Consider the following 12,682-nt stretch of genomic DNA (forward strand, 5'->3'; position numbering starts at 1 on the left):
CCTCAGACCGCCATCAGTGCCGCCAGGGCGCGGTCCATCGCGGCGTTGAACTCTTCCGGCGTCAGCGGCAGCCGGGACTTGACGTCCCGACTCCACTGGTCGGCGAGGACCTCGGCGGAGCCCGCCTCGACACCGTCGAGCGCCGCGTCGGCCAGATCCGACGGCGCGATCTTGTCCACGGGCCAGCCCGCGGCCATGTCGGTGTCGGCCAGGCCGAGGTGCACCGCTGTCACGAGCGTGCCCTGCTCGGCGAGTTCCAGGCGGACGCCGTTGGTCATGGCCCAGGCGGCGGCCTTGGTCAGGTGGTAGGCATTGGCGCCCTTGCCCCCGAACCACGACATGGCGGAGAGGACGTTGACGATCGCACCCCCGCCGTTCCCGGCGAGCACCGGCGCGAACTCACGGATCATTTCCAGGTGGCCGAACACGTTGGTCTCCAGCTCGTGCCGTACCGAGTCCGGCGAACCGGTCACCAGGTCGGTCCCCGTCTGGATCCCCGCGTTGTTGACGAGCAGTGAGACGTCCGGGGCGGCCTCGGCGGCGGCCTTCACGGATGCGGGATCGGTGATGTCGAGGGGCAGCACCTCGACCCCGGGCAGGTCCACGGTCTCCGGCCGGCGGGCCGTCGCGTAGACCTTGCGGGCGCCCCGTTCGAGCAGGCGCTGGGCGAAGGCGCGGCCCAGGCCGCGGTTGGCTCCGGTGACAAGGGCAACCGAGTTGTTGATGTCCATGCCCGGTACGCTAGAACCTGACGCTGACGTCAGAGGCAAGTGCCGGTCGTCAGGCCCTGGGGAAGGAATCACCATGACCGTCGCGCAGGCCGCGGGCGAGCGGCTGATCCGCATCGGCGAGGTGGCGCGGGGTGCCGGCGTCTCGGTACGCGCCGTGCGCTACTACGAGCAGCAGGGGCTGCTCATCGCGGAGCGCAGCCCATCGGGCCAGCGCCTCTACCGGCAGGACGCCATCTCCCGGGTCCGTTTCTTCCAGCAGATGTTCGCCGCCGGTCTGACCAGCCGAAGGATCACGGAACTTCTTCCGTGCTGGGACTCCGGGCACACCGACGCCGAGCAACGAGCCATGCTGCGCGCCGAGCGCGATCGCATCCAGGCCAAGCTCGACGACCTGCAGGGCGCCCTGGACCGCCTCGACGAGGTCATCGCGATCACCGACACGCACCCCTAGACGCGGTCGGCCGGACGTCACGCCAGCGATCTGCGGCTGGAGTACCGGATCAGCCATGAAGCGCTCTCGCACAAGGCGCGCCATGACGGCTCCGTGCCGCTTCCGGTCGGGCTCGCACAGGCCCGGCAGCTTCGCGCCTCCACCGGTGCCCGCTGTGCTTGTCTGCTCGCCGACAGCACCTATGGGACCGGGACCTTCGCCGTCGACCTGGACGGGGACGCGTTCGGCACAGCAGTTGTCCGTCAGCGGATGGCGCCGGAAGTTTCATGATCTGTACACGCGATGCACCAACCCTCGTGGCTGGTGGTGATCAGCTGGATCCAGGAGCACGTGTGTCTGTTTCAGGTGTACCAGCAGCTCTCCGTGACTCGGATGAAGCCGCGTACCAGCGGGTTGCGCGCTGTCGTCCTTGGCCAGGCCACGACGAGGTCAGTGGGCGGGCGGTCACTTAGCGGGACTACGACCAGGCCTGCGGGCAACGGCTGATCCATGGGAGCCAGAGCCGATGTGCCGTTCCACAAGACCGCTTGCAGGCACTCCTGGATCGTTCGCAGGACCGGCGACGCGTCGTTGTCTCCGCTGCCGGTCCAGTACGCCGTCCACACCGGATCGGTGCCATCCGGCAGCCGGACCCATCGGCGGTCGGCGAGGTCGGTCGACGAGACCGAGGCGTGACCGGCGACTGGATCGTCATCCCGTATCACTACGCCGACGGGTACCGAGCGCAGGACGTGGGTGTTGATGCCGGTTTCGTCGAAGGGCGTTCGGGTGATTGCCACGTCGACCAGCCCGGCGCGGAGTCCGGCCGTCGGGTCGCCGAGGTCGGATTCGTGGATGGTGACGTGGACGTGCGGATAGCGGGCCCGGAAGAGTGAGACCAGTCGGCCGCTGACCTGTTCGGCCGCGTCTGCCAGAGTTCCGACGGTGAGGGGTGCGGTAGCCGCCGCGGCGGTCACCCGCCTGCGGATCCGGTCGGCTCGCCCCAACAACGGCCCCGTTTCGTCGTACAGGACCTTTCCAGCAGGCGTGAGGGTGACACCCTTGGGAGTGCGTTCGAACAGGAGGACGCCGAGTTCGTTCTCGAGCTGCCGGATCGCGCGGCTCAGCGGTGGCTGTGTCATGTGAAGGCGGTTCGCCGCCCGGCCGATGTGACACTCGTCGGCGACGGCGATGAAATACCGGAGCGAGCGAAGGTCCACCGCAAGCACGATACCCGTGCGGTATCGGATGTTCCCGACGGGTCTTGGACAGCGGACAGCGCGACGGCCAACGATGAAAGCAGCAGAGCCTACGAGAAGGAGTATTCATGGCCGCCCCTGCCCTCACGGTCGGGTGCTTCCCGTACGACACGACGCGAGCGCTGTTCGATGGGACCGTAAACACCGACGGCATCGACGTCACGATGAAAACCGGAGAGACCCTGCCGGAGATTTTCGACCGGCTGATCCGCGGAAACGAGTTCGACGTCGCCGAGCTCGGTCTCACGTTCTACCTGCGGTTGCTGAAGACCGGACTGCCGTTCATAGCGTTGCCGATCTTCCCGAACCGCGTGTTTCGTCACTCGTGCATCTTCGTCAACATCCACAGCGGGATCACGGAACCCGGCGATCTTGCCGGCAGGACCATCGGTGAGTTCGGCGTCTACGGTCAGGACTCCGGTGTGTGGGCCAAAGGGATCCTGATGGACGAGTACGGATTCAAACCCGAGGAGAGCCGCTGGGTGATCGGCGGCCTCGAACACCCCGCGCCCCCCTTCGACTTCATCCCCCATCCATACCCGGCCGAAGTAGACGTGCGCGTCGCACCCGAGGGAAAGACACTGAGCGCGATGCTCGACGCCGGTGAGATCGACGCACTGTTCTCGGCGAACGTCCCGCAGTGCGTGCTCGACGGATCCCCGAACGTCACCCGGCTGTTCCCCGACTTCGAGTCGCTGGAACGCGACTACTACCGGCGAACCGGCATTTTCCCGATGATGCACGCCATCGTCATCCGGCGGGAACTGCTGCGGGACCATCCTGGGCTCGCGACCGGCGTCTACCGCGCTTTCTCCCGGGCGAAGGACGCCGCTGCCGAACGCTACCGCCAAAACCGCAGGCTCTACCAGGTCCAGACCATGATTCCGTGGATGAACGCCCTGGTGGACCGCAACGGCAAAGAGTTCCCTGAGGACTGGTGGCCCTACGGCATCGCGGCCAACCGCGCCGCCCTCGACGCATGCCTGCGCTATCACTGTCAGCAGGGCCTGACCAGTCGGCAGTGGAGGATCGAAGACGTCTTCGCCGCGGAATTGCTCAACACGTAGCCACCGCCCCCTGGAACCGGGCCCGCCGGGCTAGATCCCGTGAGCTGGAAGAACGCTAGGTCTGCGCCGAGTACGCCACACATCTGGCCTGAGAGATCGACGCGAAGACGGACACCACCGACCCCTGCTCGCGACATCCACGCCCGACACCTCGACGTAGGGCACGGCCTCGTCCGTCTGAGCCAGTACGGCCATACAACAGCCCCGGCGTGCTCACCCCGCATGACCAGGTTCGCTGTCAAAGACGCCGAAACGGCTGGGTTCGCTGTCAAACGACTCGATTGGACGGCAGCGGACACCGGCGAACTATCCACCGACACCGCGCTGTAGGGTCTCGAATTTCATGTCGGAATCTCACGGCCAATGTCGGATCGATGTCGGATGCGACATCGACCGTGAGAAAACAGCAGATTCCTGGATGAAACAACGGGAGAAAACGCCCTCTCAGCCTTTGACGGCGGAGCTCGCGACGCCCTGGACGAACCAGCGCTGGAAGAAGGCGAAGACGAGGAGGACGGGCAGTACGAGGAGGACGCCGAAGGCGAGGACCTGGCCCCAGTCGACGGGCTGCTGGCCCTGGAAGACGCTCATCTCCAGGGGCAGTGGGCGGACCGTGGGGTCGGAGACCATCAGGACCGGCCAGAGGAACGCGCCCCACTGGGTGAGGAAGGTCAGGATGGCGACCGAGGCGAACACCGGCTTCGACATCGGGAGGACGATCGCGAAGAAGGTCCGCCAGGGACCCGCACCGTCGATGCGGGCGGCTTCCTCGATGCTGGGCGGGATGGCGCGGAAGAAGGTGGCGAACTGGTAGACGGAGAAGGCGTTGGCGATGAAGGGGATGGCCTGGATGTAGATGGTGTTGCGCTGTTCGTTGAGCATGTAGAAGAGCGGGACGGCGACGGCTTCGAACGGGACCAGCATCAGTAGCAGGACCACGGTGAAGACGGCGTTCTGGCCGCGCCAGCGCAGCCGGGTCAGCCCGTAGGCGGCCATGGAGTTGACGATCAGCCCGCCGAGGACCGTGACGGTGGCCACCAGCAGCGAGACGCCCATGAACCGCCAGAAGTAGCCGGTCGCGTCGGAATTGAAGTTGTTCAGGACGGCGCGGTAGTTGTCGAAGGACAAGTGGGTGGGGAGGAAGCCGGTGAGGCCGCTCAGGACTTCGTCGGAGGGCTTGAAGCTGCCGATCAGCAGATAGAGCACCGGCAGGACGAAGACGAACGCCAGCACGCTCAGGACGGTGTAGTCGAGGAAACGGCGCAGGGGGGTGCGGGTCATGGTCAGTCCTCGTTGCCGGTGCGGACGACGCGGCGCTGGATGAGCGTCAGGGCGACGACGATCAGGAAGAAGACGACGGTGATCGCGGACGCCTGGCCGATGTTGTTCTGGTCGAAGGCGGTGGTGACGGCCTCGTACATCACGGTGCGGGTGGCGTCCTCGTTCAGTCCGCCGCCGTGCACGAGGACGTAGATCTGGTCGAAGACCCGGAAGGACAGCACCGAGGTGAGCATCGCGACGAAGACGAGCGTGCCGCGGATGCCCGGCAGGGTGACATGGCGGAACTGCTGCCGGCGGGAGGCCCGGTCGAGTTCGGCGGCCTCGTAGAGCTCGCCGGGGATCTGCTGCAGGCCGGCCAGCAGGATGACCATCTGGAAACCGACGCCCTGCCACACGGACAGCACGATGATCGAGGCCATCGCGGTGAGCCCGTTGCCGAGCCAGTCGAAGGCGCCCCAGTTGCCGAGACTCACCGTGTGCAGCGCGGAGTTGAGCAGGCCGTCGCCGCTGCGGGCGAGGATCAGCCGCCAGATGACGGCGACCAGCGCCATCGGGAAGACCACCGGCAGGAAGAACAGGGACCGGAAGACACCGATGGCCTTGAGCTTGCGGTTCAGCAGGATGGCCAGGCCCAGCGCGAGACCGGTCTGCAGCGGTACGACGACCACGGCGAACGTCAGGTTGTTCAGCAGCGCCCGCAGGAACGGCCCGGACATGTCGGGGTCGGTGAAGAGCCGGCGGTACTGCTCGATGCCGAAGAACCGCGGCGGCAGCGGTGAGCCGAGCCGCACGTTGTAGAAGGACAGGACGACGGCGTACCCGAACGGCACGCCGACGAAGGCGATCAGTCCGGTGAGCGCGGGCGCGGACATCAGCAGCCCGTGCAGCCGGTCGCGGTTGGGGCGCCGCGGGCGTCCGGGCACGACGGCCGCCGGTGCGGGGCCCGGTTTCCGCCGGTCGGGCGTGGCGGGTGCGGGGTTCACGGTGGTCACGGTAGGAGTCCTCTTCCCGGCCGGGCGGGACGGACGCTGTCAGAGCGCGTCCGTACCGCCCGGCTGCTGGATGCCGGTCCGGCTACGACAGCGGGTAGCCGTCGTTGTCCGAGAAGTCCTGGTCGATGGCGCGGGCGGCCTTGGCCAGGGCGGTCTTCGGGTCGGCGCCGCCGTAGACGTCGCTCAGCGCCTGGCTGAACTTGGCGGTGACGGTCGGGTATCCGGCGGTGATCGGGCGGGTCACCGCGACGCAGGACTTGGTGATGTCGCTGTCACCGCAGGGCTTGGCGAGCTGGTCGGCGAAGAGCTGGAGCGGGCCGCCCTTCTTGTACAGCGCGCTCGCGGCCAGCGCGGACTTGGTGCCGGCGGGGGCGCCGTTGGCCGTGGTCATCGCGGTGACGTTGGTGTCGTTCAGCAGGGAGTCGAGGAAGGCGCCGGCGGCCTTGCCGTTCTTGGTGTCGGCGCCGATGCCCCACTCCCAGGAGCCCTGGCCGGTCTTGGCGCCGTTGCCGAAGTCGGGCAGCGGCAGCACGACCAGGTCCTTGCCGAGCGCCTTGCTGTACGCCGGGTAGTTCCAGTGACCGCCCCAGCTCAGCGCGACCCGGCCCTTGGTGAAGGCGTTCCCGTCGGTGTTGGGGTCGGTGTACGTCTTCCAGGACTGGAAGGTCTTCAGCGCCGAGGCCACGGCGGAGGTGTCGAGGGCGCCCGCCGCCTTGCCGTCCTTCAGCAGCGAGCCGCCGGCCGACCAGACGACGGGCGCGAACGCGTAGGTGCCCCACTCGCTCGCGAAGCCGTTGTTCTCCTGGAGGTCCAGGCTCTTGCCGTCCGAGTCCTTGGCGGCGAGCTTCTTCACGGCGGCGGTGAACTCGGCCGCCGTCCAGTCGTCGGAGAGACCGGTGGGGTACTTGACGCCGGCCGCGTCCAGCAGCTTCTTGTTGCCGTAGATGCCCAGCCCCGAGTCGTACATGCCCAGGCCGTACTGCTTGCCGTTGATGTCGCCCTCGGCCTTGATGGAGTCGGTGGCGTTCGCCAGGGTCTTGGCGGAGACGTAGCTGTCGATCGCGGCGAGCTTCTTGTTGTAGACGAAGTTCGCCATCGTCGGACCGTCGAACTCCATCACGTCCGGCAGCTTGGAGGCGTCGGTCGCGGTGATCGTCTTGGTGTAGTCGGCGTCGGGGATCAGCGTCAGCTTGGCCTTGACCTCCTGCTGCGAGGAGTTGAAGGTCTTCACCGCGCTCTGCAGCACGGCGGCCTCGCTGGCCTGACCCTGGTGGGCCCAGACGGTGATGGTGCCCTTACCGCTGCCGGCCGAGGCGGCGGTGCCGCCACCGCTGCCGCCGCAGGCGGCGAGTGCGGCGAGGGGAAGGGCGAGAGCCAGGCTCGTACCGACCGTGCGGCGGTACCTTCTGCTGGTCGGGATCATGGTGTCGTGCCTCCGTGCGGTGCGAGGGTGCGAAGGTGCGTGGTGCGCTGGTGCTTCCGGCGTGGGGGGGGCTCTGGGGAGGAAGGAGGATTACTGAGGTCCGCGCGGGCGCGGGGGTGCGGTGGTTTCGCGCAGGACGAGACGGATCGGCATCTGCACATGCCCGGAAGGCTCGGCGCCGGGCTCGTCGAGCTGGCGCAGCAGCAGCCGGGCGGCCTCGGCGCCCTGGCCTGCGACCGGCTGGGCAACGGTGGTCAGCCCGATCACGTCGGAGAGCTCGTGGTCGTCGAAGCCGACGACCGACACGTCTTCCGGCACCTTCAGCCGGTGCCGGCGCAGTGCGCGCAGCACGCCCATCGCCATCTCGTCGGACTGGGCGAACACCGCGGTAGGCGGCCGGGAGGCGGCCAGCAGTTCGGTCATGGCCCGCTCGCCGCCGTCGACGGTGTAGTCGCCGTCCGCCTCCAGGGCCGGATCGTGGGCGATCCCGGCTTCGGCCAGTACGTCCAGATACGCCTGGCGGCGTGCGAGGGGTGTGGTCCAGTGCTGTGGCCCGCTCGAACCGCTGATCATGCCGATCCGGCGGTGGCCGAGGTTCACCAGATGCCGTACGGCGCTCTCCGCGCCGGCCCGGTCGTCGATACCGACAACGGTGAAGCCGGGACGGGCACCGCCGACCGTGCTGGCCAGCGGCACGCCTAGCGAACGCAGCGCGGCCGCCTCCTCCTCGTCGGGGATGAGCAGCGACAGTACGGCGTCGACCCGCTTGCGGACCGGCATCTTGGTGAAGAAGCGCTTGCGTGTCTCGGGTGAGCCGAGGTTGTACAGCAGGACGTCGTAGCCGGCGGCGCTGAACACGTGCTCGGCGGCGTCCAGGACGGTTCCGAAGAACCAGCGGCCCACATACGGAACGACGACCCCGATGGTGAAGGTGCGCCCGCTGGCCAGGCTGGACGCCGAACGGGAGGCCGTGTAGCCGAGCCGCCCGGCGACGGCCGTGATCTGTGCTCGCACTTCGTCGGAGACGCCCGGCTGGCCGCGCAGGGCGCGGGACACGGTGGACGCCGAGACTCCGGCGGCGCGGGCGACATCGGTGATGCTGACGGTCACCGCGATTTCTCCCGTCTGTTTCACATCGGTGTGATCTGGAGGTGACGAGACCGTAAGCCGGGCGTCGCTGTTGCGCAAGCGTTTGCGTTCAGTTTTACTTGGGCCGATTCCCGAGTGAGACCTTCAGGGTTATTGATCAGCGCATGCGTTTGGGCGCTGCGAGCCGACAGGAACTGTGCATGCGATACGCCCCGCCCGGCCTCTGCGTGAACGACTTCGCCCTGCTCCGTGACGGCGACGGCACCTACGCGGTGCTGCACCTGCAGGGCCCGTGGACGAGCGAGTTCGACCATCTGAGGATGGAGACCTCGTACGGCCGGGCCACCTCCACCGACCTGGTCGCCTGGCGGCCCGAGGGCACCGCCTTCGGCAACGGCCTGCCCGGCCGCTTCGACCAGCAGGCGGTGTGGACCATGCATCCCATCCCCTACCGGGACGGGATGGCGATGTTCTACACGGGCATGAGCGGACTGACGCCGGGCGGCTGGCCGCTGCAGTCCGTCGGACTGGCGTACTCCGACCGCACCGACGGCACCGGCTGGCGGCGCCACGGCACCGGCCCCGTCGTCGAGGCGGACCCCCGCTGGTACCGCACTGGTGAACGCATGGGCTGGCGCGACCCGTTCGTCGTCCGCGACGACGAGGGCGACGGCTGGGTGATGGTCGTCTGCGCCGCCGACGCCTCCCACCCGGTGGAGGCCAGTGGCTGCGTCGCCTGGGCGACCTCGGACGATCTGGAGCACTGGACGGTCCAGCCGCCGCTCATCTCGCCCGGCGACGTCGACGAGCTGGAATGCCCCGTCCTCGAACACCTCGACGACGGCAGCTGGCTGCTGATCGGCTCGATCGGCGCGACCCGCGGATTCGAATCATGGACCGCACCCCGGCTGCGCGGACCATGGACCCGGCGCGGTCCGCTGGGCCCGACCGGCTCCTACGCCCCACGCGTCATCGCCGCTCCCGACGGCTCCCGCGTCGTCCTGCACACCACACCCCGCAAGACCGGCCTGACCGACTCCGGAGACCGCTGCCGCGGCATGCTGGCCCAGCCCAAGTCCCTGGTCGTAGAGGAGGGTTCGGCACCCCGCCTGGAGTGGTGGCCTGGCCTGGACGCCTGGCTGCTGGAGCAGACGACACAGCCGACGCTCCACGCGGTCGGTGACATCGATGTCTCGGGACGCACCGAGATCACCCTGCGCGACGGCGACGAGGGCCCCGCCCTCACTGTCGGGTGCGACGGCAAGAACCTCTGGATCACCGGCCCCGCCGGCACCCCCCTGGGCGAGACCGTCCTGACCGAGCCCGCGACCACGCTGCGCATCCTCACCGTCGGCGAGTACGTCGAGGTCTACGCCGACGGCGTCTTCGTCCTGACCACCCTGTGCTACGCGGGCCACCCCGCCTCCTGGACAGCGGAGGCGGAAGGCCGGACCCGCACCATCCCCGTCCGCCCCGTCCGCCTCCCCGCCCCGGACCGCGACGACGCCTCCGCTGTGTGGCCCGGCCCCACCGCACGCTGAGAGGCCCCACCATGACACCGACCTCCGACGGCCTGCCCATCCCCGACGGCTTCCTGTGGGGCACCGCCACTGCCGCCCACCAGATCGAGGGCAACAACGTCAACAGCGACTGGTGGCACCGGGAACACACGCCGGACACCACGCTCCCCGAACCCAGCGGCGATGCCTGCGACAGCTACCACCGCTGGCCCGAGGACATGGACCTGCTCGCCGGACTCGGCTTCACCGACTACCGGTTCAGCATCGAATGGGCCCGCATCGAACCCGCCCCCGGCCACTTCTCCAAGGCGGAGATCGCCCACTACCGCCGCATGGTCGACGGCGCCCTGGAACGCGGCCTGCGCCCCATGGTCACCCTGCACCACTTCACCCTGCCGCACTGGTTCGCCGAGCAGGGCGGCTGGACCGCAGACGACGCAATCGACCTGTTCGAACGCTACGTTCGGGCGACCGCACCGATCATCGCCACCGGCGTCCGCCACGTCTGCACCATCAACGAGCCCAACATGATCGCCCTGGCCGTCGCCTTCCGCGAACTGGGCACCGAAGTGGCGCCCATCGCCGGCATCCCGCTCCTCGACAAGCCGACCACCGACGCGCTGATCCAGGCCCACCACAGGGCACGCGCCACAGTGAAGTCCATATCCCCCGACATCCAGGTCGGCTGGTCCGTCGCCAACCAGGTCTACCAGGCCCTGCCCGGAGCCGAAGAGACGACCGCCGCCTACAGCCACCCCCGCGAGGACGTCTTCATCGAGGCCGCGCGCCACGACGACTTGCGCGACGCGACCCACGGGGACGAGGTGGTCACCCGGCTCGGCTACGAACACCTGCGCCGCCACGATCTGCGCCACACCGGACTCACCTGGCTCGCCGACGCCGGAGTCCCCATTCACGTCCTGCGCAGAATCGCCGGCCACGGATCGCTGACGACCACTCAGCGCTACCTGCACCCGGACACTCACAAGATCACAGCCGCCGGTACGGCACTCTCCGCGCACCTCAGCGTGCTGCGCGCCCCGCGCACCCTTCCCGCAACGGCGGTCCTGACCCGCTGACACCGGTCAAGGCCAACTGGTCCCCAACTGGTCCCCAGAAAAGATCAAGGGGCGGTTTCGGATTTCTCCGAAACCGCCCCTGACCTGCGACTCCATAGAGTCGGGACGACAGGATTTGAACCTGCGACCCCTTGACCCCCAGTCAAGTGCGCTACCAAGCTGCGCCACGTCCCGCTGCGGAGTCACGCGGTGAGTTTCCGCGTGATCACGCAGGTCAACACTACCGCACGCGTACGGGTGCTGCCGCCGACCGCTCCGTGACCGGGTCGGCGACGCGGCTCGCGCGGCGGACCGGGACGAGGAGGGCGGCGCCGGCCGCGGTCAGGCAGAACAGGGCGAGCAGGGCCCAGGCGTGGGTGTAGCCGGAGGCGTACGGCAGTCCGGAGGGCTGGAGCCGCCCGGTGACCAGGACGCTGGTGAGCGCGGCGCCGATGGAGCCGCCGATGGTGCGGATGTTGGCGTTCATGCCGGTCGCGGCGCCGGTCTGCTCGGGCGGCACGCTGCCGACGATGAGGTTGGCCATCGAGGCGAAGGCCAGGCCGATGCCGAGACCGAACAGGCCCGCGACGACGCCGATCTGCCACTGCGCGTCGTGCCAGAGGGAGAGGAAGCCGCAGGCCAGCGCGCCGAGCGCGGCTCCCGTGGTGAGCTGCGCCTTGGCGCCGACGCGGGGTTCGAGGCGGCCGCCGACGACACCCGAGAGGAACATGGCGATGAGCATCGGCAGCATGAGCAGGCCGGACTCGGTGACGGTGGCGCCGAAGCCGTAGCCGGCCGCGGCGGGCGTCTGGACGAAGCCGGGGAGGAAGGACCAGATCGCGTACATGCCGGCGCCGAAGAGGAGGGCGGCCGCGTTGGTGGTCCAGACGGCGGGCAGCCGCATCACGCGCAGGTCGATGAGCGGGGTGGCGGATCGGGACTCGGTGAGCAGCCAGACGGCGAACAGCACGACGCCCGTGGCGAACAGACCGAGCACCCTGGCCGAGCCCCAGCCCCACTGACCGGCCTGGCTCAGCGGCAGCAGCAGCGCCACCAGCCAGGCGGAGAGCAGCCCGGCACCGAGCCAGCTGACGCTGCCCTCGGCCCGCTTCGGCGACTCGGGCACGTAGCGGGCGGCGATCAGGACGGTGGCCGCGACCACGCCCACCGGGATCCAGAACAGCCAGCGGTAGTCGAGCGCCGAGACGATCGGTCCCGCGGCCACGATGCCGACGCCGCCGCCGGCCGCGATCACCGCGGAGAGGTTGCTGATGCTGCCGCTGACCTCGGCCGGGGTGAACTCGTCGCGGATGATGCCGAAGGAGAGCGGGAACAGGGCGCCGCCGATGCCCTGGACGACCCGGGCGATGATCAGGACGCCGATGTTCGGCGCGAGGGCGGCGACCAGACAGCCGGCCAGGACGGCCACCAGGACGGCGACGAGGGTGCGCTTCTTGCCGACCAGGTCGCCGACCCGGCCGAGTATCGGGGTGAAGACCGAGGCGGACAGCAGATAGGCCGTCATCACCCAGGTCGCGGTGGACTGGGAGGTGTGCAGGGCGTGCTGGACGGTCGGCAGGGCCGGTGCGACCAGCGACTGGAGCATGGAGAACACGCCGGCACCGGTCGCGAGGACCGCGAAGGTGAGGCGGGTGGACTTCCGGGGCATGAAAGGCCTCTCCGAAATCGGAACGGAGGGAAGGGTGGAAGGAAGAGACAAGGGTGTGGGAGACGCCGGGCCGCGTCCGGCCATGGCGGTACCGCTCCGCACTGCTAAAGTGGAGGTACCCCTCCACTCTACTGGAGGCAACCCTCCGCTTCAACCGAAGTCG

At 68.8% G+C, this 12,682-nt stretch carries 11 protein-coding genes and 1 tRNA gene; 4 read left to right on the top strand and 8 right to left on the bottom strand.

The window, feature by feature from the left end:
* Positions 1–2 precede the first annotated feature (2 nt).
* Positions 3–731 carry an SDR family oxidoreductase gene (locus ACGF5O_RS09370; protein WP_393809299.1) on the bottom strand — a complete coding sequence of 243 codons (729 nt, stop codon included), beginning with the start codon at positions 729–731 and terminating at the stop codon, positions 3–5.
* A 73-nt stretch (positions 732–804) separates the two neighbouring features.
* Here ACGF5O_RS09370 and ACGF5O_RS09375 point away from each other — a divergent pair, with 73 nt between their 5' ends.
* Positions 805–1,182 carry a MerR family transcriptional regulator gene (locus ACGF5O_RS09375; RefSeq protein ID WP_393809300.1) on the top strand — a complete coding sequence of 126 codons (378 nt, stop codon included), beginning with the start codon at positions 805–807 and terminating at the stop codon, positions 1,180–1,182.
* A 341-nt stretch (positions 1,183–1,523) separates the two neighbouring features.
* On the opposite strand, the gene ACGF5O_RS09380 is transcribed toward ACGF5O_RS09375, so the two are convergent.
* A complete protein-coding gene (locus tag ACGF5O_RS09380) occupies positions 1,524–2,381 on the bottom strand; it encodes a LysR family transcriptional regulator (RefSeq protein WP_393809301.1) in 858 nt (285 codons plus the stop codon).
* 107 nt (positions 2,382–2,488) lie between these two features.
* On the opposite strand from ACGF5O_RS09380, the gene ACGF5O_RS09385 reads away from it, so the two are divergent.
* Positions 2,489–3,487 carry a 4,5-dihydroxyphthalate decarboxylase gene (locus ACGF5O_RS09385; RefSeq protein WP_393809302.1) on the top strand — a complete coding sequence of 333 codons (999 nt, stop codon included), beginning with the start codon at positions 2,489–2,491 and terminating at the stop codon, positions 3,485–3,487.
* A gap of 444 nt (positions 3,488–3,931) precedes the next feature.
* Here ACGF5O_RS09385 and ACGF5O_RS09390 read toward each other — a convergent pair whose 3' ends face one another.
* The 4 genes from ACGF5O_RS09390 to ACGF5O_RS09405 form a co-directional block, all read right to left on the bottom strand.
* Positions 3,932–4,768 carry a carbohydrate ABC transporter permease gene (locus ACGF5O_RS09390; protein WP_393809303.1) on the bottom strand — a complete coding sequence of 279 codons (837 nt, stop codon included), beginning with the start codon at positions 4,766–4,768 and terminating at the stop codon, positions 3,932–3,934.
* Positions 4,769–4,770: 2 nt separating this feature from the next.
* The gene (locus ACGF5O_RS09395) at positions 4,771–5,760 is read right to left on the bottom strand and encodes a carbohydrate ABC transporter permease (protein ID WP_393809304.1); all 990 of its coding nucleotides are present in this window, start codon (positions 5,758–5,760) and stop codon (positions 4,771–4,773) included.
* 82 nt (positions 5,761–5,842) lie between these two features.
* Positions 5,843–7,183 (bottom strand): ABC transporter substrate-binding protein, encoded by a 1,341-nt coding sequence (locus ACGF5O_RS09400; protein ID WP_393809305.1) that lies wholly within the window; start codon positions 7,181–7,183, stop codon positions 5,843–5,845.
* Positions 7,184–7,273: 90 nt separating this feature from the next.
* The gene (locus tag ACGF5O_RS09405) at positions 7,274–8,293 is read right to left on the bottom strand and encodes a LacI family DNA-binding transcriptional regulator (RefSeq protein WP_393809306.1); all 1,020 of its coding nucleotides are present in this window, start codon (positions 8,291–8,293) and stop codon (positions 7,274–7,276) included.
* A gap of 179 nt (positions 8,294–8,472) precedes the next feature.
* Here ACGF5O_RS09405 and ACGF5O_RS09410 point away from each other — a divergent pair, with 179 nt between their 5' ends.
* Entirely contained in the window at positions 8,473–9,813 is a 1,341-nt protein-coding gene (locus ACGF5O_RS09410; RefSeq protein WP_393809307.1) for a mucin-1, read from the top strand.
* A gap of 11 nt (positions 9,814–9,824) precedes the next feature.
* Positions 9,825–10,871, top strand: a complete 1,047-nt coding sequence (locus tag ACGF5O_RS09415; protein ID WP_393809308.1) for a family 1 glycosylhydrolase — start codon at positions 9,825–9,827, stop codon at positions 10,869–10,871.
* Between the two features lie 100 nt (positions 10,872–10,971).
* Here the strand turns inward: ACGF5O_RS09415 and ACGF5O_RS09420 are convergent.
* Both ACGF5O_RS09420 and ACGF5O_RS09425 read right to left on the bottom strand, forming a co-directional pair.
* Positions 10,972–11,045, bottom strand: a tRNA-Pro gene (locus ACGF5O_RS09420).
* 46 nt (positions 11,046–11,091) lie between these two features.
* Positions 11,092–12,519, bottom strand: coding sequence for an MFS transporter (locus ACGF5O_RS09425; RefSeq protein ID WP_393809309.1), 1,428 nt, complete (start codon positions 12,517–12,519; stop codon positions 11,092–11,094).
* Between the last annotated feature and the right edge of the window lie 163 nt (positions 12,520–12,682).

Origin of the sequence: Streptomyces sp. NPDC048291, assembly GCF_043201715.1 — a bacterium.
Classification (GTDB): Bacteria; Actinomycetota; Actinomycetes; order Streptomycetales; family Streptomycetaceae; genus Streptomyces.

What these genes read in the sequence shown, in the direction of transcription:
- ACGF5O_RS09370 (WP_393809299.1), bottom strand. Translation starts at nt 731, where the DNA reads ATGGACATCAACAACTCGGTTGCCCTTGTCACCGGAGCCAACCGCGGC.
- ACGF5O_RS09375 (WP_393809300.1), top strand. Translation starts at nt 805, where the DNA reads ATGACCGTCGCGCAGGCCGCGGGCGAGCGGCTGATCCGCATCGGCGAG.
- ACGF5O_RS09385 (WP_393809302.1), top strand. Translation starts at nt 2,489, where the DNA reads ATGGCCGCCCCTGCCCTCACGGTCGGGTGCTTCCCGTACGACACGACG.
- ACGF5O_RS09390 (WP_393809303.1), bottom strand. Translation starts at nt 4,768, where the DNA reads ATGACCCGCACCCCCCTGCGCCGTTTCCTCGACTACACCGTCCTGAGC.
- ACGF5O_RS09400 (WP_393809305.1), bottom strand. Translation starts at nt 7,183, where the DNA reads ATGATCCCGACCAGCAGAAGGTACCGCCGCACGGTCGGTACGAGCCTG.
- ACGF5O_RS09410 (WP_393809307.1), top strand. Translation starts at nt 8,473, where the DNA reads ATGCGATACGCCCCGCCCGGCCTCTGCGTGAACGACTTCGCCCTGCTC.
- ACGF5O_RS09415 (WP_393809308.1), top strand. Translation starts at nt 9,825, where the DNA reads ATGACACCGACCTCCGACGGCCTGCCCATCCCCGACGGCTTCCTGTGG.
- ACGF5O_RS09425 (WP_393809309.1), bottom strand. Translation starts at nt 12,519, where the DNA reads ATGCCCCGGAAGTCCACCCGCCTCACCTTCGCGGTCCTCGCGACCGGT.